The organism is Streptomyces sp. TRD_SC_5 (genome assembly GCF_056836825.1).
The window spans coordinates 2,843,144-2,865,091 of the sequence record NZ_JBWZZS010000001.1 but is presented as its reverse complement, the minus strand read 5'-3'; the positions used below and the strand labels follow the sequence as shown (position 1 = coordinate 2,865,091).

The 21,948-nt window shown below is 71.7% G+C and carries 16 protein-coding genes; 12 read left to right on the top strand and 4 right to left on the bottom strand.

Going from position 1 to position 21,948, the window contains the following annotated elements:
* The first annotated feature begins 136 nt into the window (after positions 1 to 136).
* The 5 genes from AC1P0E_RS13115 to AC1P0E_RS13095 all read left to right on the top strand — a co-directional run bounded on the left by AC1P0E_RS13115 (position 137) and on the right by AC1P0E_RS13095 (position 10,369).
* Positions 137 to 2,044 (top strand): serine/threonine-protein kinase, encoded by a 1,908-nt coding sequence (locus AC1P0E_RS13115; protein WP_482742364.1) that lies wholly within the window; start codon positions 137 to 139, stop codon positions 2,042 to 2,044.
* 149 nt (positions 2,045 to 2,193) lie between these two features.
* Complete coding sequence (locus tag AC1P0E_RS13110) at positions 2,194 to 4,959, top strand: protein kinase (protein WP_482742363.1); 2,766 nt, start codon at positions 2,194 to 2,196, stop codon at positions 4,957 to 4,959.
* Positions 4,960 to 5,228: 269 nt separating this feature from the next.
* A complete protein-coding gene (locus AC1P0E_RS13105; RefSeq protein ID WP_482745742.1) occupies positions 5,229 to 6,746 on the top strand; it encodes a serine/threonine-protein kinase in 1,518 nt (505 codons plus the stop codon).
* A 132-nt stretch (positions 6,747 to 6,878) separates the two neighbouring features.
* Positions 6,879 to 8,495 carry a succinic semialdehyde dehydrogenase gene (locus AC1P0E_RS13100; RefSeq protein ID WP_482742362.1) on the top strand — a complete coding sequence of 539 codons (1,617 nt, stop codon included), beginning with the start codon at positions 6,879 to 6,881 and terminating at the stop codon, positions 8,493 to 8,495.
* Positions 8,496 to 8,530: 35 nt separating this feature from the next.
* Positions 8,531 to 10,369, top strand: a complete 1,839-nt coding sequence (locus AC1P0E_RS13095; RefSeq protein ID WP_482742361.1) for a GMC oxidoreductase — start codon at positions 8,531 to 8,533, stop codon at positions 10,367 to 10,369.
* Positions 10,370 to 10,480: 111 nt separating this feature from the next.
* Here the strand turns inward: AC1P0E_RS13095 and AC1P0E_RS13090 are convergent, their stop codons facing one another.
* Entirely contained in the window at positions 10,481 to 11,656 is a 1,176-nt protein-coding gene (locus tag AC1P0E_RS13090; protein WP_482742360.1) for an LAETG motif-containing sortase-dependent surface protein, read from the bottom strand.
* Between the two features lie 731 nt (positions 11,657 to 12,387).
* Entirely contained in the window at positions 12,388 to 12,708 is a 321-nt protein-coding gene (locus AC1P0E_RS13085) for a chorismate mutase (protein WP_482742359.1), read from the bottom strand.
* A 312-nt stretch (positions 12,709 to 13,020) separates the two neighbouring features.
* On the opposite strand from AC1P0E_RS13085, the gene guaA reads away from it, so the two are divergent.
* The 5 genes from guaA (at position 13,021) to AC1P0E_RS13060 (ending at position 18,231) form a co-directional block, all read left to right on the top strand.
* Positions 13,021 to 14,604, top strand: coding sequence for a glutamine-hydrolyzing GMP synthase (gene guaA / locus AC1P0E_RS13080; protein WP_482742358.1), 1,584 nt, complete (start codon positions 13,021 to 13,023; stop codon positions 14,602 to 14,604).
* A 123-nt stretch (positions 14,605 to 14,727) separates the two neighbouring features.
* On the top strand, positions 14,728 to 15,318 hold the full coding sequence (locus AC1P0E_RS13075) for a Uma2 family endonuclease (RefSeq protein WP_482742357.1): 591 nt from the start codon (positions 14,728 to 14,730) through the stop codon (positions 15,316 to 15,318).
* Between the two features lie 64 nt (positions 15,319 to 15,382).
* Positions 15,383 to 16,171, top strand: a complete 789-nt coding sequence (locus AC1P0E_RS13070) for a class II aldolase/adducin family protein (protein ID WP_482742356.1) — start codon at positions 15,383 to 15,385, stop codon at positions 16,169 to 16,171.
* 99 nt (positions 16,172 to 16,270) lie between these two features.
* Positions 16,271 to 17,536, top strand: a complete 1,266-nt coding sequence (locus AC1P0E_RS13065; protein ID WP_482742355.1) for a hypothetical protein — start codon at positions 16,271 to 16,273, stop codon at positions 17,534 to 17,536.
* Between the two features lie 203 nt (positions 17,537 to 17,739).
* Positions 17,740 to 18,231 carry a DoxX family protein gene (locus tag AC1P0E_RS13060; protein WP_482745741.1) on the top strand — a complete coding sequence of 164 codons (492 nt, stop codon included), beginning with the start codon at positions 17,740 to 17,742 and terminating at the stop codon, positions 18,229 to 18,231.
* Here the strand turns inward: AC1P0E_RS13060 and AC1P0E_RS13055 are convergent.
* Both AC1P0E_RS13055 and AC1P0E_RS13050 read right to left on the bottom strand, forming a co-directional pair.
* Positions 18,138 to 18,410 carry a hypothetical protein gene (locus AC1P0E_RS13055; RefSeq protein WP_482742354.1) on the bottom strand — a complete coding sequence of 91 codons (273 nt, stop codon included), beginning with the start codon at positions 18,408 to 18,410 and terminating at the stop codon, positions 18,138 to 18,140. The genes AC1P0E_RS13060 and AC1P0E_RS13055 overlap by 94 nt on opposite strands.
* Positions 18,397 to 19,785 carry a PspC domain-containing protein gene (locus AC1P0E_RS13050; protein WP_482742353.1) on the bottom strand — a complete coding sequence of 463 codons (1,389 nt, stop codon included), beginning with the start codon at positions 19,783 to 19,785 and terminating at the stop codon, positions 18,397 to 18,399. The genes AC1P0E_RS13055 and AC1P0E_RS13050 overlap by 14 nt, the downstream gene beginning before the upstream one ends.
* Positions 19,786 to 19,959: 174 nt before the next feature.
* Here AC1P0E_RS13050 and AC1P0E_RS13045 point away from each other — a divergent pair, with 174 nt between their 5' ends.
* Entirely contained in the window at positions 19,960 to 21,252 is a 1,293-nt protein-coding gene (locus AC1P0E_RS13045) for a PspC domain-containing protein (RefSeq protein WP_482742352.1), read from the top strand.
* A complete protein-coding gene (locus AC1P0E_RS13040) occupies positions 21,249 to 21,947 on the top strand; it encodes a LuxR C-terminal-related transcriptional regulator (RefSeq protein ID WP_482742351.1) in 699 nt (232 codons plus the stop codon). The genes AC1P0E_RS13045 and AC1P0E_RS13040 overlap by 4 nt, the downstream gene beginning before the upstream one ends.
* Position 21,948: the final 1 nt, after the last annotated feature.

Sequence of the window (21,948 nt, the reverse complement as noted above, 5' to 3'; positions counted from 1 at the left end):
GTGAAAGGGCCCCGGCGACCCGGGACCACGATCGGTCGCGCGGTGAGGGACAATGAAGGCTCTGCCAGGGCGTGTTACTGCATCACCCTGGAACGCAGCCATCGCGGGCGAAGATCAGGGATCGCAGAGGGGACGCATGTCGGAGGCGGAGCAGTCCAAGGACCCCAAGGGGCGTCTTCTCGCCGGGCGGTACCGGCTCGGAGAGGTCCTCGGCCGGGGCGGCATGGGTACGGTCTGGCGCGCGGTCGACGAGACGCTGGGCCGCACCGTCGCAGTGAAGGAACTGCGCTTCCCCACGAGCATCGACGACGAGGAGAAGCGCCGGCTCATCACGCGCACGCTGCGTGAGGCGAAGGCGATCGCCCGGATCCGTAACAACGGTGCCGTGACCGTCTACGACGTGGTCGACGAGGACGACCGGCCGTGGATCGTCATGGAGCTGATCGAGGGCAAGTCGCTGGCCGACGTCGTGCGCCAGGACGGGCTGCTGACGCCGCGTCGCGCCGCCGAAGTCGGGCTCGCGATCCTCGACGTACTGCGTGCCGCGCACCGCCAGGGCATCCTGCACCGCGATGTGAAGCCGTCCAACGTACTGATCTCCGAGGACGGCCGGGTCGTCCTGACCGACTTCGGCATCGCGCAGGTCGAGGGCGACCCGTCGATCACGTCGACCGGCATGCTGGTGGGCGCGCCCTCGTATATCTCGCCGGAGCGGGCGCGTGGTCACAAGCCGGGCCCGGCCGCCGACCTCTGGTCGCTGGGCGGTCTGCTGTACGCGTCGGTCGAGGGCACCCCGCCGTACGACAAGGGCTCCGCGATCGCGACCCTCACGGCGGTGATGACCGAGCCGCTCGACCCGCCGAAGAACGCGGGCCCGCTGGAAGAGGTCATCTACGGCCTGCTGGCCAAGGACCCCGACGAGCGGCTCGACGAGGCGGGCGCGCGCGTCCTCCTCAACGACGTGATCAACCTGCCCGACAAGCCCGCCGAGCCCGAGCCGTCCCCGGAGGCGACGCGGGTGGTGGCGCTGCCGCCCGTGCCCGAGGACGTGCTCAGCGCGGTGCGGCCGGCCAAGAGCAACGCCGGGGCGGACGACGGTCCCGCCACGGGCGAGCGGGTGCGGGGCGCGCTGAAGTCCGTACGCAACGCGGCGGCTGCCCAGGCGGCCAAGCAGAAGCAGGCGTCCCAGGCACGGTCCGAGGCGGGTCCCGGAGCGGGCGCGAGGCCGCCGGCGCGTGCCTCGCTCACCGATGTCGTGCCGCGACGCACGCTGGTGATAGTGGCGGTCGTCGCGGCGCTCGCCGTGCTCGGCACCGTGCTCGCTGTCGCGTTGACCGGCGGCTCGGACGGCAACCAGCAGGGCAAGCCCAAGGGCGAACCGTCCGCTTCGAGCGGCGCCACTGCCGGCGGCGACGCCAAGGGCGGTACGGACAAGGGCAAGGAAGCGGACGGCGGGAGTGGGGAGAAGTCTCCCGGGCCTTCTGCGGGCGACGACTCCGGCAAGGGCGACGACGACGGCAACGACGACGACGGCCAGGGCGATGCGGACGACGCCAGGACGGACGACCCGCCGAAGGACGGCGGGCTGCCCGAGGGGTACGTGAGGGTCAGCGACGACCGGTTCCACTTCACGATGGCGATGCCGAAGGGTTTCGAGCGGAACGACATTGCGGGCTCGAACTCCGGCGGCATATACAACAAGGACGGCGGCTTCCCGCGCGTCCAGGTCGACTTCAACTCCAGCCCGCAGGACGACGCGCGGGCGGCCTGGGCCGCGGCCCAGGTCGGGGTCGCCGCGACCAGCAACAACTACAAGCACCTCGGGATACGGCCCGTCGACTACAACGGCTACCCCACCACCGCCGACTGGGAGTTCGAGCGCGACAGCGGCGGGACGCGGACGCACGTGCTCAACCGGGGCTTCAAGGTGGACGCGAAGCGCGGCTACTCGATCATGGTCACCTGCAAGGCGAGCGAGTGGGACGGCGACGAGTGCCGGACGCTCCGGAAAACCGCGCACGACACGTTCAAGCCGAAGGACTGACGTACGGAACCGCCGGGTTGCCGAGACCCGGCGGCGCGGCCGGGTCCGGCCACGTATCGTGAGACCTCGTGGACTGACCGTACGCGACCGGAATTGACGACTTGGTGTGGTCACCGGGTCGGGGGTACAGCGCGCTCTGGGGAGGCGTCGTGGACGACTATGCGGGACGGGTGCTTGCCGACCGCTACCGCCTTCCGTTGCCGCCTTCCGATGCGTACGAACTGGTCGAGACCAGGGCATTCGACACATACAGCGGCCAGGAAGTCCTGGTCCGCCAGGTGCCGTTACCCGAGGTCGTGGACGCGGAATTCCTGGACGGCGAAGCCGGTGGCGGCGCGGCGGCGAGACGGCGCGCGGCCGGGCTGACGACGCGGCGGCCGACGGATCCTGCCGTACGGCGGGCCATCGAGGCGGCGCAGGCCGCCGCGCAGATTCCCGACCACCCCAGGCTCGACCAGGTCTTCGACGTCTTCGCCGAGGGCGGCTCACTGTGGATAGTGAGTGAACTGGTGGCGGCGCGGCCGCTGGCGGCGCTGCTGGCCGAGAAGCCGCTGAATCCCTACCGGGCGGCGGAGATCGCCGCCGACGTGCTGACCGCTCTGCGGGTGCTGCACGCACATGGCTGGACCCATCGGAACATCACCGTACGCACGGTGCTCGTCTGCGACGACGGCCGCATCGTCCTGACCGGGCTCGCGGCCGGGGCGGCGGAGGAAGCGCTCTGCGGGTACGCCCCCGTGCCGTTGCCGGCGGAGCCGGCGGTGGACGCGGATGAAGGCGGCGGCAGTTGGGGCGGCTCCGGTTCGCACGGCTCCGGTTCGCTTCCGGGGCACGAGGCGGCCGCGCAGTACGGTGACGCCTCTGCTCCCGATCCCGGCCCTGGCGTACGCACCGCTGTGCCCGCGGGCGGCGGCAGCCCCGCCGCCGAGGTCCGCGCCGCGCGCGCGGGGGCCATCGCGGCGTACCGCGCGGGAGCCCGCGCGGCGGCCCGGGTCAACGAGGAGCAGCACCCGGGCGGCGCAGGCCCGCTCCCGGCGCCACGACCGGCCGGGGGCCCGCGCGCGATCAGCCCGTACGTCGACATCGACCCCACTCCCGCCATCGAACCGGCGCCGGAGCCGACCGGCACCCAGCCGGACGGCACCGCCCCGGGCACCCGCCCCGGTGCCGCCCCGGGCACCCGCCCAGGCACCGCGAGCGGTTGGCACTCCGGGCCCGGCGGAGCGCCGAACGCCGCCCCGGCAGGCTCCGGAGCCGCTGCCGGCCGTCGCCCGCCCGCTTCCGGCGGCTTCGACGACTCCTGGCACGGCGCGGTCCCCCGCTCCGCCGCCGGCGACGGAATGCGAGCCGACGGCCTACGCCGAGCCCAGGGCCCCGCCCAAGGCCAGGTGCCGGGCTCGGGCGGACGCCAAGGCCAGGACCAGGCGCACCGCCAAAGCCACATCAGCCCCGAGGCCCACGGCGCTCCCGCCCAGGCCCGGAGCTGGGACGAGGTCGTGGCGAGCGGTCAGAGCGGCCAGGGCACCCAGGCCGGCCAGGACGGGCACGGCGGGCAGATCCCCGCGTACCGGGGACCCGCCACCCCGCTCGCCGCCGAGCGCGCGCGGCAGGCGCGGATCGCCGTGGTCGGCGCCGTCACCGAGCGCTGGGCGCCCGAGCAGGCCGGGTCGGTCCACGAGAACTGGCAGCTCGCCCCGCCCATCGGCCCCTCCACCGACCTCTGGGCCCTGGGCGCGCTCCTCTTCCGTACCGTGCAGGGCCATGCGCCGTACCCGGAGGAGAGCGCCATAGAGCTGGTGCAGCTCGTCTGCGCCGAGCCGCCCGCCTTCGCCGAGGAGTGCGGAGCGCTGCGGCCCGTCGTCGAGTCGCTGCTGCGTCAGGACCCGACCGAGCGGCCCGACTTCGAGGAGCTGCGGGGCTGGCTCCGCTCGCTGGTACGGTCCGCGCCCGAGCCGGAAGCCGGTGCGGACATCGTGCCGCTGCCGTCCGTCGACGCCGCGCGGCTTCCCATCGTGCGCCGCCGGGGCGAGCTCGTACGCAAGCGCCGTGGCGGGTCGTCGGACGTGCACGGTCGTCACCGGCACAAGAAGACCAAGTCCAGAGGAGCGGTGGGGGAGCCCAAGCCGCCCCGTCCGCCCCGAGAGCCGCGCATCAAGGAGCCGCGGATCCAGAAGAAGCAGCGCGGCGGCCCGCGTTCACTCGGGCGTACGCTCCTCCTCCTGATCCTCCTCGGCCTGACCGCCGCGCTCGTCTACGCCATGGTCTTCATGCCGAAGGCCGGTGAGCAGAGCGGAAGCCAGGACGGAAGCCGGGGCGGCGACCCCAAGAACGCGGGCGATGCCCGGAGCACCGCTGCGCCCACCACCCCCGGCCCCTCGGCCGGGACCGCGTCCAAGCCGCCGCCCCCGCAGCAGGCGCCCGGCTCCCAGCAGCCGCAGACCTCCGTCCCGGCCACCGATGTCGCCAAGGGGTACGAGGTCCGCAAGGACCCCGAGGGGTTCCAGATCGCCGTCGACAAGGACTGGGAGCGGCGGCCGGTCAACGACGCCGGCCAGGTCCGCTACCGGGGCGACGGCGTCGAGCTGCTGGTCGTCCCCGGCCGCGACTCCGTCAAGGAGCACGGCAGCGACCCGATGGACTACCAGCTCAAGAAGGAGCGCGAACTCCAGCCCGTCAGGGACTCCTCATGGTCGACGCAGAACGGTCTGCGCCGCATCGACGTGGGTCAGCAGGCCATGGCCGAGGGCCAGTTCACCTGGCAGGACAGCAGTGGGCGCGATGTGTACGTCCGTAACCTCGCGATGATCGTCGGCGACCGGTACCACGTCGTCCAGGTGATCGGCCCGGAATCCCGGCGCGACGAGATCACCGAGATCTACGAACAGGCCACGGAGGCCTACCGCGTGACGGGCTGAGGGGGCCGGGCCGAGCGGTCCTCCCGGAGGCACGCGACCTGCGGGCCACGGCCCCCGCTCCGCCCCCCACCAGGCCCGGGGCGACCGATCACATTGGGCCACCTGAGGGGTATGAGGTTCCACGGCCCGGTTCCGCTCCGTAATCTGGCAGCCATAGACGTGGGGCAGGCAACGTGGACCAATCACACCGGAACACCGGCGGAACCGAGGGCGGCAGCCGTCTGATCGCCGGACGGTACCGCCTCGGCGAACGGCTGGGCCGCGGCGGCATGGGCACCGTATGGCAGGCGACCGACGAGCTGCTCGGCCGGCAGGTCGCCGTCAAGGAACTCCACTTCGGCGGCGACGAACCAGGCCTGCCCACCGCCGACGCGCACCTGCGGAGCGAGCGTGCGCGGCGCGAGGCCAGGGCCGTGGCCCAGCTGGTCCACCCGCATGTGATCGTCGTCCACGACATCGTCGAGGACCCCGGCACCGAACTCTCGTACATCATCATGGAGCGGATCGACGGAGATACGCTCCAGGAGCGGATCGCCGCCGACGGCCCGGTCGGCGTCCGCGAGGCCGCGCGGATCGGTCTCGCGCTGGTCGGCGCGCTGAGCACGGCCCATGCGTGCGGAGTACTGCACCGTGACCTCAAGCCCGACAACGTCCTGCTGGAGGCGGGCAGCGGCCGCGTCGTCCTCACCGACTTCGGGATCGCCCGGCTCGACGGCGGTACGACGATCACCGACCCCGGGTCTTTCGTCGGCTCTCCCGAGTACACCGCGCCCGAGCGGATGGAGGGCGGTCCAGCGGGCCCGGCCTCCGACCTGTGGTCGCTCGGCGTACTGCTGTGCACGGCCGTGAGCGGCGAATCCCCCTTCCACCGCGACTCGCTCGGCGGCGTCCTGTGCGCCGTCATGCACGACCCGATCACACCGCCCGCCGCCGCCGGCCCGCTGCTCCCCGTCGTACAACGCCTTCTGGAGCGCGATCCCGAGCGCAGGCTCGGCGCGGCCGAGGCGGAGCGGCTGCTGCTCGCGTTTCTCGCGACCGGCATCGCCCCCGAGGCCGCGGCGGCCGGCCGGGCCACACAGCCGCACGTCCCCCTCGCCCTCACTGCGGCGCGGTCCAGATCCGGCGGCGTGCGGGGCGCGCTCGTCGCGAGCGTGCTCGTCGCCGTGATGGCCGGGGCGGGCGCGGCGACGGCGACGCTCTTCCTGCGCGACGGTGACGGCGAAGGCGACAGCCGGGGCGGCGGGCGTACGGACACGGCGCCCACCCGCACGGTCACCTCGACCGTGTCGACGCGTCCCGGCGGTGGAGAGCACGCCCCGACCGGCACGGCCGGCCCCGGCCGCACGGCGCCGCCCGGCTACCGCAGGGTGAGCGACCCGGCGGGCTTCGCGCTCGCCGTCCCCGAGGGGTACGACCGCTCGGCCGACAACGGCCGGGTCTCGTACATGTCGCCGGACAAGAGCATCAGGATCGGCGTACGCCAGCAGAGCCCCGTGTCGGACGGCCCCCTCGGCGCGATGCGTCGGGCGCACGCGAAGGGCCCGGACACCCACCCCGGCTACCGCGCCGGCAAGGTCACCCGGACCACGCACAACGGGCTGGCCGCCGCGCTGTGGGAGTTCGTCCGGGACGGCTTCGAGCCGGGCGACGAGGACCGGCACACGTACGACCTGAGCTGGGAGGAGGGCGGCCTGATGTACGGCGTGTGGGTCTCGGCGCCGGTCAGCAGGCAGGGGGACGGCAAGCGGCACTTCGACACCGCCCTCGACTCCTTCGTCCGCGGCTAGAACATAAATCGCGGGCACAAGCCCCTGATCAGGGCTTATTTGCCAGTGAACACTGGCGCGGTGGTGAGGGCCCCGTGAAAAGGCGTTACCGACGGGTACCAAAAGGCTCGCGGGAGGCTTACTCTCGCCCTCATGACGGACTCGCAGGCCCCCGCAGCCGCCCTCGGTACGAACCCCCTCGCCGCCGCCCCCGCAGGTGCGCGCACGGCGGCCGACGTGGTCACCCCCGAGGTGGTCGCCCAGCTCACGCGTGACGTGATCGGTTCCGGCCGCACGGCGAACCACACGCCCTTCACCGGCGAGAAGCTGGCCGACCTGCCCGAGTCCACCCCCGAGGACGTCGCCACCGCCTTCGCGCGGGCGCGCGCCGCCCAGCCCGTCTGGGCCGCCATACCCGTACGGCAGCGCGCCGCGATCCTCCTGCGCTTCCACGACCTGGTGCTGGAGCGCCAGGCCGAGGTGCTCGACCTCATACAGCTGGAGACGGGCAAGGCCCGTCTCCACGCGCACGAGGAGGTCCAGGCCGTCGCCATAGCCGCCCGCCACTACGGCCGCAAGGCCGCGTCGTACCTCAAGCCCAGGCGGCGCACCGGCGCGATCCCGACCCTGACGAAGGTCACCGAGCTGCGCCAGCCGCGCGGTGTCGTCGGCCAGATCGCGCCCTGGAACTACCCGTTCGAGCTGTCGATCGGCGACGCGCTGCCCGCCTTCGCCTCCGGCAACGCCGTCGTGATGAAGCCCGACACCGAGACCGCGCTGACCGCCCTGTGGGCCCGTGACCTCCTCGTCGAGGCCGGTCTGCCCGCCGAGGTCTTCCAGGTCGTCCTCGGAGAGGGCCCGGTCGTCGGCCCCGAGGTCGTCAAGCACGCCGACTACGTGTCCTTCACCGGCTCGACCCGTACGGGCCGCGAGGTCGCCCAGGGCGCCGCCGCCCGCCTCATCGGCGTATCGCTCGAACTCGGTGGCAAGAACGCCATGCTGGTCCTGGAGGACGCCGACGTCGAGAAGGCCGCGGCGGGCGCCGTCCGCGCCTGCTTCTCCTCCGCCGGACAGCTGTGCATCTCCATCGAGCGGCTGTACGTCCACGAGTCGATCGCCGACGACTTCGTGGCCCGGTTCGCCGCCCGTACGAAGGCGATGCGCCTCGGCACGTCCCTCGCGTACGGCGCCGACATGGGCTCGCTCGTCGGCGAACGCCAGCTGGAGAACGTCAAGCGCCACGTCGAAGAGGCCGTCGCCAAGGGCGCCACGCTCGTCGCGGGCGGCGTCGCCCGCCCCGACATCGGCCCGCTCTTCTTCGAGCCGACCATCCTGGACGGCGTCGAGGCGCCGATGGCCGTGTGCACGGAGGAGACCTTCGGCCCGGTCGTCTCCATCTACCGCTTCACCGACGAGGACGAGGTGGTGGCGCAGGCCAACGCCACGGCGTACGGACTCAATTCGAGCGTGTGGACCAAGAACGGCAAGCGCGGCCACGCGATCGCCGCCCGCCTGCGCACCGGCACGGTCAACATCAACGAGGGCTACGCCCCGGCGTACGGCAGCGTCCAGGCGCCCATGGGCGGTATGAAGGACTCCGGGCTCGGCCGCCGGCACGGCTCCGAAGGCATCCTCAAGTACACCGAGGCCCAGACCGTCGCCCACCAGCGGCTGATCCCGATGGCCCCGTCCTTCGGCATGGACGACGAGAAGTACGCGGCGTTCATGAGCACGAGCCTGAAGGCGCTGAAGGTCCTGCGTTTCCGCTGATTCTGCCGATCCCAGGTTTTTAACGAGGAGCGCCAATGCCACAGGAGAGCTCTGTCCGCAGCCAGGAAGCTGAGGCAGATTCCGCGTACGACTCCGCGTACGACTACGACGTCATCGTCGTCGGGTCCGGCTTCGGCGGGTCCGTTTCCGCGCTGCGCCTGACGGAGAAGGGCTACCGGGTCGGCGTCCTGGAAGCGGGCCGCCGCTTCACCCGCGAGACCCTGCCCAAGACCTCCTGGGACATCAAGAACTACCTGTGGGCACCCGCGCTCGGCCTCTTCGGCATCCAGCGCGTGCACCTGCTCGGGAACGTCATGGTGCTGGCGGGCGCGGGAGTGGGAGGCGGCTCCCTCAACTACGCCAACACGCTGTACGTGCCGCCCGCTCCCTTCTTCCAGGACCAGCAGTGGGCGGACATCACCGACTGGCAGGATGAACTCGCGCCGTACTACGACCAGGCCAAGCGCATGCTCGGGGTGCGGCTGAACCCGACCATGACGCCGTCCGACGTACACCTGAAGGCGACCGCCGAGGCCATGGGAGTGGGCGACACATTCCACATGGCGCCGGTCGGCGTCTTCTACGGCGACGGGAAAGACGCCGACGGTGATTCAACGGCCGGGCCCGGAGCGGAAGTTCCCGACCCCTACTTCGGCGGCGCGGGCCCGTCCCGCAAGGCATGCACCGAGTGCGGCGAGTGCATGACAGGCTGCCGGCACGGCGCGAAGAACACCCTCAACGAGAACTACCTCTACCTGGCCGAGAAGGCCGGCGCGGCCGTCCACCCCATGACCTCCGTCGTCGGCCTCACCGACCACCCGGACGGCGGCTACCGCGTCGCCACCGTCCCGACCGACGCCCGCCGCAAGGCCAAGCCCCGCACCCTGCGCGCCCGCCAGGTCGTCGTAGCCGCCGGTACGTACGGCACGCAGACGCTCCTGCACACGATGAAGGACCGCGGGGACCTGCCCCGGATCTCCGCGAAGCTCGGCGAGCTGACCCGCACCAACTCCGAGGCCCTGGTCGGCTCGCAGACCACCGACCGCCGCTACCGCAAGAAGCACGGCGCGAAAACCGGCGCGAAGAAGGCCGACTTCACGCGGGGCGTCGCCATCACGTCCTCGATCCACCCCAACGCAAACACCCACATCGAGCCCGTCCGTTACGGCAAGGGATCCAACGCGATGGGCTCGATGTCCATCATCCAGGTGCCGTACGCCGAGAAGTTCCCTCGCGCACTGGGCTGGCTCGGCAACGTCGCCAGGCACCCGCTGCTGACGGCACGCTCGCTCTCCAACCACCGTTGGTCGGAGAAGACCATCATCGGCCTGGTCATGCAGTCGCTGGACAACTCCCTGACGACATACCGCAAGCCGGGCGGCATCGGGAAGGGCCTGCTCACCGCCCGCCAGGGCCACGGCGCGCCCAACCCGAAGCAGATCCCCGAGGCGGCGCGCGCCGCGACGATCCTCGCCGACGAGATCAACGGTTTCGCGGGCAGCAACATCGGCGAGCTCATGGGTACGCCGCTGACCGCGCACTTCCTGGGCGGCTGCCCGATCGGGGCCTCGCCGGAGCAGGGCGTCATCGACCCGTACCACCGGTTGTACGGACACCCGGGCATCTCGGTCGTGGACGGCTCGGCGGTCTCCGCCAACCTGGGCGTCAACCCGTCGCTGACGATCACCGCGCAGGCCGAGCGTGCCATGTCGTACTGGCCCAACAAGGGCGAGCCGGACGTGCGCCCGGCGCAGGACGCGGCGTACGAGCGCCTCGCGGCGATCGAACCGAAGGCGCCGGCGGTGCCGAAGGAGGCCTTCGGCGCACTGAGGCTGCCGTTCCTCGGCATACCGGCGGTCCCGCCGAAGAAGTAAGTAATACGGGCAGGCAAAAGGGGCTGCACCCCCCTCCGAGTGCAGCCCCTCTTGCCGGCTCTACCGGTGTGTCACCGGGTCATTCGGTCGTGCCGATGTCCAGGCCGTGTGTCAGGCCTCGGAACCGGCCTGACGGCGGCGTACGACGAACATCGCACCGACGCCGAGCGCGACAGCCGCGCCACCCGCGAGGGCGAACATCGGCATCGCGGACGAGGAACCGGTCTCGGCGAGGCTGCCGGTCACGGCCGGGGCCGTGTTCTCGGTCGGCTTCTCGCTCGGGACCGGGGCCTTGCCGCCCTCCTGGGGCTTGGTGCCGTCGGTGTCGGTGCCGGCCTTGACGATCTCGAACCGGTAAGCGACGTCGGCGAAGCCGAAGCAGTCCTCGTCACCGATGTAGAGACCGGCGCCGAGGGTGAAGGCGGCGCCGGCCGGCGCCTCGGCCTTCACGTTGATCCGCATCGGGATGTCGACCTCGTAGCCCGGCTTGATCTCGTCGGACTGGCCGACGTAACCGACGACGCTGCCGTCCGGGGCGACGAGGTTTTCCCAGTTCTTGGTCTCGTCGTTGAAGGCCTGGAGCGAGACGTGGTTGGACTTGAGGAGCTCCATGCCGTCCTTGTCGAAGGACGCGCCGGCGAAGTAGTCGATCTGCGAGACGGTCGTCTCGGACGAGTTGTAGACGTTCAGGCTGAACTCGCGCCAGCCGCTGCCTGCGGCGATCTTGCCCGGCAGGCCCTTGACCTCGAGCTCGAGGTCGGAGGACTCGCAGATGACCGGCTCTTCGCCGGGGTCGGTGGAGGGGTCCTCCTCACCGGGGTCGGTGCCCGGGTCCTCGTCCTCGCCCGGGTCCTTCTCGCCGTCCGGGTCGGTCTCGCCGTCGGGGTCGGTGGCCGGGTCCGTGGCCGGGTCGGTCTCGCCGTCGGGGTCGGTCGCCGGGTCCGTCTCGCCCTCGGGGTCCGTCGCCGGGTCCTCGTTCGTCGGGTCCGGGTCGGTCGGGTCGGTCACCGGGTCGGTCTCGTCGACCGGGTCCGTCGGGTCCTCGTCGGCCGGGTCGGCGTCGGCCGGGTCGGGCTCCTCGGCCGGGTCCGTCTCCGGGGCCGGGTCGGTCGCACCGGGGTCGGTGGCCTCGCCCGGGTCCGTGTCGCCGTCCGGGTCGGTCGTCGTCTCGGTCTGCGTGGTGGCTGCCGGGTCACCATCGGCGTACGCGGCCGGCGCGGCCAGGAAAGCGGCAGGAGCTATGACGGCCGTCGCGGCCGCAATCGCCATGGCACGGCGAAGCTTCATGTAGACCTCAGAAAGTCTGGCGTGCCGCGCGGTGGCGGCACGAGATGTGAGGGCCGCCGTGGTTGGGGGTGCACGGGTGGCCGTTGGTTCGCATGGATGACCTGTGACCGGCGTAAAGGGTTGCCCAGAAACTCATGGGTTTTTCATGTGGCGTGCATCACACGCACCATTCGCCCCTCCCGCACTCCGTCCGCGCACAAGCGAAGGGCCCCGCGGACGGGGGAGATCCGCGGGGCCCCAGGCCGTCAGCACCGGCGTCAGGGCAGCGCCGGTGCCGCGGGGCGGCGCCGGGGGGTGCGCCGCTGGTCCGTGCGCCGGTGGCCTACCCGGCGCACAAGGGGCGCTCGGGTGGCGTGGACCGATGGCAGCGACCGCCCGGCGTACGGGGGCTGCCTTTGCATCGTGCGGCTGGGCCATGAACCGCGCAACAGTTTCGACAAGATCCGGGGGAGGGGGAGGGGGAGGGGGAGGGGGAGGAAGAGGGGGCACGGCCGGTCGGTTCCGGGCGTCCCCGGAACCGACCGGCTTGGGTGACCGGGCTGCTGTCCCCTGCCGACCGGTCACGCGCGCCGGGGCGAGGTCCCACGACGCACTTGCAGTACGCCGCACGCCCCGGCGGAGCCACGCGTGGTTCTTTCCTGCGCGCCCGCCCCTGGCTGGTGCGGACACCGGGACCAACGAAGCCCCGTGGGACCCGGTCACGCGCCGTACGGGTGAGGACGGGCCCGAACTCAGATACGGCCCCGGCACAGCTCCAGCATCGTCATCGCGAGCGCCGTGCCCGGCTTCCCGAGAGCGTCCCTGTAGTGGCCGAGCACCTCCATCTCGCGCGACAGGTTCACGCGGCGCCCGCCCGAGGTGATGCGGGCCTCCTGGATGACGGCCGACACGGCCATCCGTTCCTGGATCAGACCGATGATCCTGTCGTCGAGCGAGTCGATGCGCTCCCGGGCATTGCCGATGAGGCTCGCGGCCTCGTCGGTACGGGCGCCGGTCTTCTCGGTGGCGGGGGCGGTGGCGGTGTCGGTCGGGGTGCTGGTGCTGGTGCTCATGTCCGTAACTCCTGCAATGGGAAGGGGTACGGCCCCCGGGGCGGCCCGGCCCGGAAATGACAGAACGCCCCGGGCCTTGTCGGCCCGGGGCGCCTGTGAAGTCGCTTGTCAGTAGCTCAAGCAGCTCGACCATGGCACCGGTCGGACCGGGTGCCATAGGTAAAGAGGAAGCTCTGCTGCTTGTGCATGGATTCAGTATGCCTGCCGTCGGCGGGCGGACCGATGCCCGGTTCGTATGGTGAGACAAGGGGAATGTCGCGTCCCCGTTAGAATTGACAGTCCCGACACCCTTCACCGCCGGAAGGCCGCCCCGTGCCAGCAGTGCCCCCCGCCGCCCCCGACGCCGTCCTCGTTGTCGACTTCGGCGCGCAGTACGCCCAGCTCATCGCCCGCCGTGTCCGTGAGGCCCGCGTCTACAGCGAGATCGTCCCCAGCACCATGCCGGTGGCGGAGATGCTGGCCAAGAACCCCAAGGCGATCATCCTCTCCGGCGGCCCGTCCTCCGTGTACGCCGAGGGCGCCCCGACCCTCGACCGCGAGATCTTCGAGGCCGGTGTCCCCGTCTTCGGCATGTGCTACGGCTTCCAGCTGATGGCCACGACGCTCGGCGGCGCCGTCGACGACAACGGTGCGCGCGAGTACGGGCGTACCCCTCTCGCGGTCTCCAAGGCCGGCTCGACGCTCTTCGAGGGCACCCCGGTCGAGCAGTCGGTGTGGATGTCGCACGGCGACGCCTGTTCCGCCGCGCCCGAGGGCTTCACCGTCACCGCGTCCACGGACGTCGTGCCGGTCGCCGCCTTCGAGAACGACGCGAAGAAGCTGTACGGCGTGCAGTACCACCCCGAGGTCATGCACTCCACGCACGGCCAGCAGGTCCTGGAGCACTTCCTCTACCGCGGCGCCGGCATCGAGCCCGACTGGACCACGCACAACGTCGTCGAGGAGCAGATCGCCGCGATCCGCGCGCAGGTCGGCACCAAGCGCGCCATCTGCGGCCTGTCCGGCGGCGTGGACTCGGCGGTCGCGGCAGCGCTCGTGCAGAAGGCCATCGGCGACCAGCTGACCTGCGTGTACGTCGACCACGGTCTGATGCGCAAGGGTGAGACCGAGCAGGTCGAGAAGGACTTCGTCGCGGCCACCGGCGTACAGCTGAAGGTCGTCGACGCGCAGGAGCGCTTCCTGAACGCGCTCGCCGGGGTGTCCGACCCCGAGGAGAAGCGGAAGATCATCGGCCGCGAGTTCATCCGCGTCTTCGAGCAGGCCCAGGCGGAGATCGTCGCCGAGGCCGGCGCGGAGGGCGAGGACGTCGCGTTCCTCGTGCAGGGCACGCTCTACCCGGACGTGGTCGAGTCCGGCGGCGGCACCGGCACCGCGAACATCAAGTCCCACCACAATGTCGGCGGCCTCCCCGACGACATCGAGTTCGAGCTCGTCGAGCCGCTGCGCCAGCTGTTCAAGGACGAGGTCCGGATGGTCGGCCAGGAGCTCGGCCTCCCGGAGGAGATCGTCCAGCGCCAGCCGTTCCCCGGCCCCGGCCTCGGCATCCGTATCGTCGGCGAGGTCACCAAGGAGCGCCTCGACCTGCTGCGCGACGCCGACGCGATCGCCCGCGAGGAGCTGACGGCCGCCGGTCTCGACCGCGACATCTGGCAGTGCCCGGTGGTCCTGCTCGCGGACGTACGGTCCGTGGGCGTCCAGGGTGACGGCCGGACGTACGGCCACCCGATCGTGCTGCGCCCGGTCTCGTCCGAGGACGCGATGACGGCGGACTGGACGCGGATGCCGTACGACGTACTGGCGAAGATCTCGACCCGCATCACCAACGAGGTCGCGGACGTGAACCGGGTGGTGCTCGACGTGACGAGCAAGCCCCCGGGGACGATCGAGTGGGAGTAACCCAGTAACCCTGGTCGCAGGGTCAACGACGATGCCGTCGCTCATTCGTTTGGGCGGCGGCATTGTCGTACCCGCTCGGTACGCTGGCCGCAGGCCCGAGAATCCCGTCCATGGGAGGAAACCATGACCGCTGAGCCGCTGCCCACCGAGATCTCGTGGCCGGTGCCGCCGCAGGACGGCTACACCGTGGACGACCTGCTGACGCTGCCCGACCTCCCGCCGCACACCGAGCTGATCGACGGGAGCCTGGTTTTCGTGAGTCCGCAGAGGAGTTTCCACTCTCTGGCGATGGACCTGTTGGTCCCAGGCCTGCGGGCGACAGTCCCGAAGGATCTCCGGGTGCGGCGGGAGATGACCGTCGTCGTCGACAAGAGGCAGGGCCCCGAGCCCGATGTGTCGGTGATCCGCGCCGCAGCGGTGACCGACTCGGAGGAGACGCACTACCGGGCCAAGGACGTGCTCCTCGCCGTGGAGGTGGTGTCCCCCGACTCCGAGAAGCGCGACCGTGAGCGCAAGCCGCAGATCTACGCCCAGGGAGGCATCGTCCACTTCTGGCGAGTGGAGCGCGGCGACGACGGTCGTCCCGTCGTGTACGTCTACGAACTCGACCCCGCCACCAAGGCGTACGGCCTTGTGGGCATCCACCACGACCACCTGAAGCTGTCGGTTCCCTTCTCCGTCGACATCGACCTGGCCGCGATCGACGAGCTGTAGACCCTGCGCAATAAGCGGCAGACACCCCTGTTCACCTGCCGTACCGCGCGGTAGCTTCCGCTCCATGAACGAGATACCGGCGCCCGTACCCCTCGACCAGCTGCAGTTCGCGATGCCGCCCACCCACGCGACCGCCGCCGAGGAACGCCAGTACCGCAAGGAACGGCTGGCCGCCGCGCTCAGGCTTTTCGGGCAGTACGGGTACGAGGAAGGCGTCTCGGGGCACATCACCGCGCGCGACCCCCAGTACGCCGACTGCTTCTGGGTGAACCCCTTCGGGCTCGCCTTCGCCGACATGACCGTGAGCGACCTGATCCTCGTCAACGGCGACGGGCAGGTCGTCGAGGGCCGCCGCCACGTCAACCAGGCGGCGTTCATGGTCCACGCACAGGTCCACCGGGCCAGGCCCGACGTCGTCGCCGTCGCGCACACCCACTCCGTCCACGGCCGCGCGCTGTCCGCGCTGGGCGAGCTGCTCGACCCGATCACCCAGGAGGCCTGCGCCTTCTACGAGGATCACGCTCTGTACGACGCGTACACCGGCGTCTCCGTGGACGAGGCGGAAGGCCGGTGGATCGCGGGCGCGCTCGGGTCGCACAAGGCCGTCATCCTGCGCAATCACGGGCTGCTGACCGTCGGGGACTCGGTGGACGCGGCGGCCTGGTGGTTCATCGCGATGGAGCGCTGCTGCCAGGTGCAGCTCGCCGCACGGGCGGCGGGGCGGCCCGTACTGATCGACCACAAGGACGCGGTCGCCACGCGGGACCAACTGGGCAGCGACCTCGTCGCGTGGATCAACCACCAGCCGCTGTGGCACCGGATCAGCCGCGCCGAGCCGGAGCTGCTCGCCTAGCACTCTTTCGGGTGGAGCGCGGGCCTCCCTCCGTACGGCACAATTCCCTTACACCGGAGGGAAGTTCCCTTCAGCGGGTTCGAGAGGGCGGCAAGTTCCGTGGCTGTGCAAGAGGCAAGACAGAGCACGCACAGTGGCGGATGCACGTGCGGCGACTGCCCGCACGGCGCGCGTGAGGGCCACCGCCGCGCCGTCGCCGCGTTCCTCACCAAGCGCGACGGCCTGGCAGCGGGCCAGGGCCTGCCCGCCGCCGTCGCGCACTCCGCCGGCGCCTCGCGCCAGTGGGTGTCGGACGAGCTGACCCAGTCGGCCCGCGCGGTCGCCGAGCGCAGTCGCGAAGCGGGCGAGGCGTGGCTCGGCATGGTGTGGCGCAGCACGCTGTTCGTGGTGTGGGGCGGGGTGATCGTGCTCCTGCTCGCGCAGGCCTTCACCGCCATCGGCGCCGGCTGGACCGCCGCCCGCACTGCCGGGCTCGTCGCCGCTCTCGTCACCGCCGCCCTGCTGACCGGCGCGGCGCGCACGCACCGGGCGCGCGGCGGCCTCCTCGCGCCCCTCATCGGCGAGGACAACCGGCTCTCCACCTCGCGCGCCGTCGCCGCGGGCTGGGTGCTGCTGATCGTCTTCGCGGTCCTGGTGATCGCGATCCAGCTGGCCGGCGCCTCCGACCACGCCGACCGCGACGCGCTCATCGCCGGCCTCGAACTCGCCCGTGGCCTCGGCATGCTGACCGTCCTCGCGCTGACCTGCGCCATCGCCGTCGTCGTACGCCACGTGGTGACCGTCCGCGTTCTGTCTCAGCGTCTGCAGAAGGTACGGGCCGACCGCCCCCGCGCCGCCGATCTGCTCACCGACGACGCGGGCCGCGGCAGCTTCGCCGACGTCCAGTACGTCCTGGTGAACGCGGTCGCGGTCGTCTTCGCGGCGGTACGTCTCGCCCGCCGGCCCGAGCAGCTGCCCGATCTGCCGTGGGGCCTGGCCCTGCTGGTGGCGGTCTCGGCGGCGACGTACTTCGCGGGGAAGTTCGCGGAGGGCGGCCGTCCGGTGGTCCTGTCCGTCGTACGGGCAAGGGAGGCGGGCGATCTGGACGCGCCCATCCGTACCGGCGACGACATCGAGATCCGCGGCGCGGGCTTCGTACCGCCGGGCGCGGGGACTCCCGACCGGCTGGCCCGGATGGTCGTACGGATCGGGACGGTGCACGTCCATGTGCCGCTGATCCCGGTGCCCGGCGGTTTCGCCAACCCGACGGACACGGTGCTGACCGTGCCTGTACCGGTGGAGGTCGAGCCGGGGCGCGTCGATGTGCGGGTGGTGACGGCGGCGGGCGTGGAGACCGACCGGGTGACGATCGACGTCACCGACTGAGCGGCACGCGCGGCCCGCCGTTTGAGCCCGATCGCCGCTGCATACGTATCCCTCTTCCAGGGGCGCGGGGAGAATCGTGCCCGCGCCGTACGGGCGGCGCTGACGCTTCGGAGAGGCGGGACCACACGATGAGTCACGGGTATCGGACCGGCGGCAACGGCAACGGCGGCATGACGGGCACGGGCATGGGCCGAGGCCGGGGCATGGGTGACGGGCCGCACGGACGTGACGGCCTGCGGGGCACGGCCCGCCGCTACTCGCTCCTGCCCCTGCGGATCTTCCTGGGCGTGACCTTCATCTACGCCGGCCTCGACAAGCTCACGGACACCCAGTTCATGTCCGCGAGCGGCAGCGGCTCGGTCGGCGAGATGATGCGCGGCGTGCGCGACACCTCGGCCGTCCCCGCCCTCGTCGATCTCGCGCTCAAGAGCCCCGAGGGCTTCGGCTACGCCATCGGCTTCGGTGAACTCGCCGTCGGCATCGGCACGCTGATCGGCCTCCTGGCGCGCCTCGCCGCGCTCGGCGGTGCGCTGATCTCGCTGAGCCTGTGGCTGACAGTGAGCTGGGCGTCGGATCCGTACTACTACGGCAACGACCTGATCTACCTCATGGCCTGGTTGCCGTTGGTGCTGGCGGGCGCGGCGTACTTCTCCGTCGACGCCGCCCTCGCGGCGCGCCGTCGGCGCACGCTGTAGGTCACCCAGCTCGCCGCGCCCGCGAGCAGCAGCCCGAAGAAGACGACCGGGAGCGCGATGTAGGCCGGGATCTGCCATGCGCCCGTGGCGTCTGCCGTGTACGCCGCGGCCGTGCCCAGCACGACGAGGCCGCTGATCAGCTTGCCGGGCTTGAACTCGTGCGTGTCACTTCGCGGCACGGGCCACCTCCACCTGTCCGACGCCGACTTCCAGATGCAGCTCAAGCGTTCCGGCGGGCTTACTGCCCTGCGGCGGCTCCGGCGGAGTGGGCGGCATCGGCGGCTGCGTCGGGGGTGCCGGCGGCTTCGGCGGCATCAGCGTCCGGCTCCGGTCCTGACCCGTCCGGACGTCGAAGTCCTGTCGCCGCTCCCCCGGCAGCTGGATGTCGCCGACCCCCACCTTCATGCGCAGTTCCACCGTCACGTCCTTCGGTACGACGACCTTGAGCTGCCCGGCGCCGACCTCGGCGCGGGTGGCCACCGACGAGCCGGCGGGGATGCGCAGGGCGCTGAGGTCCAGCGTGCCGACGCCCGACCCGAGCTCGTACGCGGGCCGTACGTCCGAGGCCGAGGCGGGCTTCCAGTTCGTACGCATCCAGTCCGTGGAGATCTGCTTGGGCAGCGCGGAGGCGCCGGCCAGCATCAACGCCGTGATCACGGTGAGCAGGATCGTGCCGACGCCCGTACGTCCGCGGAAGGCGCTCACCGCGATCCCGAGCCCGAAGACGGCGAGGGCGCAGGACAGGCCGATCTGCAGGCTCGTACCGAGCGGTTGCCTGTCCCACGACAGGCCGGTGCCGAGCCCGGCCGCGAGCACGGCCAGCAGGAACACCCGGCCGCCGATGCCGCGCGGCCCGCGCGTGGCCCCCGGGTCGCGCCGCTGTGGACGGGGCAGGCCGGGGGCGGGGGCCGCGCCGGGGGCCCGGTCCGGTGCCTCGTCGACGACCGCGTTCTCGGGTCCCCACAAATAACCGGTGCCCACCGGGCCCGTCGTGCCGTCCTTGATGATCGGGTCCCGCCACCATGAGGGCGCGCCGGGCACGGGCGGCGCCTGGGTCTCGGGCGGCGCGACGGCGGCCGCCTGCGCGGTCACCGGGTCGACCGGGCCGGTCTCGGGGTCGACGAGGCGGCGGCGCTGGGACCAGTAGGTGGCGCCGGTGAGGGCGATCGAGAGCAGCACGGCGAAGCCGAGGACGCTGCCGTTGTTCAGCATCGAGAGGAAGAGGCCGCAGCCGACGAGGGCGAAGAGCACGGCGATGAGGGTGGCGCCGTCGACCCGCCCCGTCAGCAGCCGGCGGGCCTCGTTCTCGTCCTCGCCCTCGAGGGGGACGAAGAGCCAGGCGAAGCCGTAGAAGATCAGGCCGAGACCGCCCGTGACGGCCAGGACGCCGAGGCCGATGCGGAAGATCACCGGGTCGAGGTCGTAGTGCCGACCGAGCCCGCCGCACACGCCGCCCACCATCTTCTGCCGCTTGCTGCGGCGCAGGCCCGGCTGCGGCGACTGCGGTTCTTCGGCGGCCCCCGGGGGGGCGGCAGCGTCGTACGGCTGTGTCATACGTCCATGGTGAGGGGCGGTCCGGCGCATCGGCACCCGCCCCGACCCTGGACGATCCCTGATTTCGACCCCGAGGACAGTCCCGAGGTCACGCCGAGGGCAGTCCCGAGGTCAGGGGTATTTAAGGGACCGACCCTGATGCCCGGCCTCACCCGTACATGTGACCATCGGGGCATGCCAGTCGCCACGCCCCGCCGAGCCGCGAGCTCCCGTGCCCCCGAACCGGAGGAGCCGCAGCCGCGCAAGCTGTACCGCAGCGCCGAGGGACGGATGCTCGGAGGAGTCGCGCGCGGGCTCGCGGGTCATCTCGGACTGCCGGTCGTCTGGGTACGGATCGTCTTCCTCGGGCTCTTCCTCTCGGACGGCCTGGGCGCGCTGCTGTACGCCGTCTTCTGGTTCGTGGTGCCGCTCGGCGTGGGCGGCGTGGACGCGCCGCGCTCGGCCTTCGAGACCACACCCGACGGGCGCCGCAAGCTGCGCAAGCCCGACAAGGGCCAGGTCTTCGCGCTCTTCGCGGTGCTCGTCGGCGCCGTCACCTTCGTCACCAACGTCGAGGTGGGCGGCCAGGCCGGGCGGTACGTCTGGCCGGCCCTGCTGATCGGCCTCGGCGTCGTACTCGTATGGCGTCAGGCGGACAACGCGCGCCGCGCCCACTGGACGGAGACGCCCCGCCGCCGCCGGATGCTGCAACTCGCGCGCGGCCTGGCGGGGGTGGCGCTGGTCGGCGTGGGGCTCACGGCGTTCCTGGTGGTACGGGGATCCGCGGCGCAGCTCGGCAACGTACTGACGGCGGCGCTCGCGGTCATCACCGGCATAGCGCTCCTGGCCGGGCCCTGGCTGGTCCGTATGACCCAGGACCTGTCCGAGGAGCGCCTGATGCGCATCCGCGCCCAGGAACGCGCCGAAGTCGCCGCGCATGTGCACGACTCGGTGCTGCACACCCTGACGCTGATCCAGCGCAACGCGGAGGATCCGGGAGAGGTGCGGCGCCTCGCCCGCGCCCAGGAGCGGGAGCTGCGCAACTGGCTCTACAAGCCGGAGGGCAACGGCAAGGACGAGTCCGAGGAACCGGCCACCCTCGCGGAGGCGGTCAAGCGGGCGGCGGCGGAGGTCGAGGACAAGCACGGCGTACCGCTGGAGGTCGTGGTGGTCGGCGACTGCCCGCTCGACGACAAGCTGGTGGCACAGATGCAGGCCGCACGCGAGGCAATGGTGAACGCCGCCAAGTACGGTGGCGAGGGCGGGGCGGTGCAGGTCTACGCGGAGGTCGAGGGCCGGACGGTCTTCGTTTCCGTACGGGACCGGGGGCCGGGGTTCGATCTGGACGCGGTGCCGGGTGACCGTATGGGCGTACGAGAATCGATCATCGGCCGTATGCAGCGCAACGGCGGCACGGCGAGGCTGCGTTCCGCGCCCGACGGGGGCACGGAAGTCGAGCTTGAGATGGAGAGGGCGGCGGACGCATGACCGAGACGACCACGACCGAGGGCAGCAGCGTGGCACGCAGGGTACGGGTGGTGCTGGTGGACGACCACCGGATGTTCCGTACGGGAGTGCAGGCGGAGATCGGGCAGACCGAGACGACCGGCGTCGAGGTGGTCGGTGAGGCCGCCGACGTCGACCAGGCGGTCACGGTCATCACGGCGACCCGCCCCGAGGTGGTCCTGCTCGACGTCCACCTGCCGGGCGGCGGAGGCGTCGAAGTCCTGCGCCGGTGCGCGCCGCTGATGGGGGCGGCGGAGAACCCGGTGCGGTTCCTGGCGCTGTCGGTGTCGGACGCGGCGGAGGACGTGATCGGTGTGATCCGGGGCGGCGCGCGCGGTTACGTGACCAAGACGATCACGGGCACGGACCTGGTCGACTCGGTCTTCCGTGTGCAGGACGGCGACGCGGTGTTCTCGCCCCGGCTCGCGGGCTTCGTGCTGGACGCGTTCGCGTCGACGGACGCGCCGCCGGTGGACGAGGACCTGGACCGGCTCACGCAGCGGGAGCGGGAGGTGCTGCGGCTTATCGCGCGGGGTTACGCGTACAAGGAGATCGCGAAGCAGCTCTTCATCTCGGTGAAGACGGTGGAGTCGCACGTGTCGGCGGTACTGCGCAAGCTGCAGCTCTCGAACCGGCACGAGCTGACGCGATGGGCCACGGCACGCCGGCTGGTGTGAC